Annotated in this window: 2 protein-coding genes and 1 pseudogene; all 3 read left to right on the top strand. The window is 65.0% G+C overall.

Annotation, left to right across the window (positions count from 1 at the left end; all coding sequences use genetic code 11):
- On the top strand, positions 1 to 716 hold a 716-nt coding region (locus EOA38_RS32885), incomplete at its 5' end, for an AEC family transporter (RefSeq protein WP_127301193.1).
- Between the two features lie 171 nt (positions 717 to 887).
- Complete coding sequence (locus EOA38_RS32880) at positions 888 to 2,345, top strand: NAD-dependent succinate-semialdehyde dehydrogenase (RefSeq protein WP_126093338.1); 1,458 nt, start codon at positions 888 to 890, stop codon at positions 2,343 to 2,345.
- Positions 2,346 to 2,440: 95 nt separating this feature from the next.
- Positions 2,441 to 2,709 (top strand): annotated as a pseudogene (locus tag EOA38_RS32875) (galactose-1-epimerase); the annotation flags it as partial.

Genomic DNA, 2,709 nt, shown 5'->3' with positions numbered 1-2,709 from the left:
CCGGCCATCTGGTCACGACGCGCATCTTCGGCCGTGACGCCCGCGCCGGCATCGTCGGTGGCGTGTCCTCGGCCTATTCCAATGTCGTGCTGCTCGGCGCACCTTTCATCCTCGGTATTTTTGGTCCGAGCGGCTTCGAGGTGCTGTCGCTGCTGGTCTCGGTTCACCTGCCGATCATGATGATGGCCTCGATCGTGCTGTTCGAAATGTTCGGCCGTAACGGCGGCGAGCAGGTGCATCCGCTGCGCGTCATCAAGAACTTTCTCAGGCGGCTGTTCGTCAATCCGCTGATCATCGGCATTCTGGCGGGGCTTGCCTGGCGCTTCATCGGCGCGCCGCTGCCGGCGCTTATCGGGCGGCTGGTCGACGCGCTGGCCGATACGGCCGGGCCGATAGCGCTGTTTGCCATGGGGCTCAGCCTGCGCCGCTTCGGCATCTCCGGCAACATCCGGCCGGCGCTCACGCTGTCGGTGCTCAAGTTGTTCCTGATGCCGGCGCTTGTTCTTCTCCTGGTCTGGCTGCTCGGCCTGCCGCCGCTGACGGCAAAGGTGGCCGTGGTGGTGGCGGCGCTGCCATCCGGCGTCAATTCCTACCTCATCGCCGTCCAGTTCAACACCGGCCAGGCGCTGGCCTCGAACCAGATGACAATCGCCACGGCAAGCGCTGTGCTGACCACGTCATTCTGGCTGACGGTGGTCGTCAACGTGTTCGGCTAGAGCCAATCGGCCCGGCCGGCGCTCGCTTTTGCTGGCCCAACCCCTATATGCCATCTTGTGATTGCTTGCAGGGCTTTCCCTAGGTAAGAGCATTGCGCCAGCGTGCGGCCCTGCACGCCCATCGAATATCCAGAAAAACGGCCGATCAGCGCGCCGAACGGAGGCCAGACCATGCTTCAGAAAACCAGCCATTTCATGCGCCAGGCCAATCTCATCAACGGCGAATGGGTGCAGGCCGACAGCGGCCAGACCGTCGACGTCAACAACCCGGCCACCGGCCTCAAGATCGGCACCGTGCCGAAGGCCGGCAAAGCCGAAACGCGCCGCGCCATCGAGGCCGCCGAGGAGGCGTTCAAGACCTGGCGCAAGACGACCGCGCTCGAGCGCTCGAAGCTCTTGCGCAAGCTGCATGACGCGATGATGGACAATCAGGACGTGCTTGCCGAGCTGCTGACCATCGAACAGGGCAAGTCGCTGTTCGAATCCAAGGGCGAGATCGGCTCCGCCGCGGCCTATATCCTTTGGTTCGCCGAGGAGGGCCGCCGCACCTATGGCGACATCGTGCCGTCGCCGTGGGGCGACCGCCGCATCCTGGTGACCAAGGAGCCGGTCGGCGTCATCGCCGCCATCACGCCTTGGAATTTTCCGTCCTCGATGCTTGCCCGCAAGCTCGGCCCGGCGCTGGCCGCAGGCTGCACGGCGGTGGTCAAGCCGGCCTCGCAGACGCCTTACTCCGGTCTCGCCTGGGGCGCGCTCGCCGAGGAGGTCGGCTTCCCCAAGGGCGTCATCAACATCCTGACCGGCTCGGCCGGCGAGATCGGCGACGAGATCTGCGCCAACCCGCTGGTCAAGAAGATCACCTTCACCGGCTCGACCGAGGTCGGCAAGATCCTCATCCAGAAGTCGTCCGTGACGGTCAAGAAAGTCTCGATGGAGCTCGGCGGCAATGCGCCGTTCATCGTCTTCGACGACGCCGACGTCGACCGCGCCGTCACCGGCGCCATCACCGCCAAGTACCGCAATTCGGGCCAGACCTGCGTCTGCACCAACCGCTTCCTCGTCCAGGCCGGCGTCTATGACAAGTTCGTCGAGAAGCTGGCCGCCGCCAGCAACGATCTGAAGGTCGGTTCCGGCCTGGAAGAAGGCGTCCAGCAGGGGCCGCTGATCGACGATAAGGCGGTCGAGAAGGTCGAGGAACTGATCGCCGACGCGACGTCGAAGGGCGGCAAGGTCGTCGCCGGCGGCAAGCGCCATGCGCTCGGCGGCTCGTTCTTCCAGCCGACCGTCATCGCCAATGCGACGCCGAAGATGCGCTTCATGAAGGAAGAGATCTTCGGGCCGGTCGCACCGGTGTTCAAATTCGACACCGAGGAGGAGGCGATCGCCTTGGCCAACGATACCGAGTTCGGCTTGGCCTGCTACTTCTACACCGGCGATCTCGGCCGCGCCTTCCGGGTCATGGAAGGGCTGAAATACGGCATGGTCGGCGTCAATGAGGGCCTGATCACCACCCCCGAGGCGCCGTTCGGCGGCGTCAAGGAATCGGGCCTCGGCAAGGAAGGCGGACATCAGGGCATCGAGGATTACCTCGACACCAAATATGTCTGCATCGGCGGCCTCGGCCTCTGATAGCCGATCACGGAGCGGGGCAGGCGCCTGGCCTGCCCTTGCCGGATCAAAGGGCGCCGGCCTAAATCGACTGATCAAAAACTGGCATTTCGGGCATGGCGATGAAGGACGGCGAGGTCTTCGGCACGACGCAGGCGGGCGAGGCCGTTCGCCGCTTCACCATCCGCGGCGGCGGCCTCACCGCCAACATCATCGGACTCGGCGCGATCATCCAGGATCTGCGGCTCACCGGTCACGACGCGCCGCTGGTGCTGGGCTACGACCGGTTCGAGCCCTACGAGACCGACCGCGCCTATTTCGGCGCAGTTGTCGGCCGCTTCGCCAACCGCATTCGCGACGGCCGCTTCACAATCGCCGGCAATCG

The sequence above is a fragment of the Mesorhizobium sp. M1E.F.Ca.ET.041.01.1.1 genome (assembly GCF_003997355.1).
GTDB lineage: Bacteria > Pseudomonadota > Alphaproteobacteria > Rhizobiales > Rhizobiaceae > Mesorhizobium.
Note: the sequence above shows the minus strand (reverse complement) of the source record. Positions and strands in the feature narration are given on the sequence as shown.

Bases quoted from the DNA above. Each gene is read 5' to 3' on its own strand.
- EOA38_RS32880 (WP_126093338.1), top strand. From the start codon at position 888: ATGCTTCAGAAAACCAGCCATTTCATGCGCCAGGCCAATCTCATCAAC.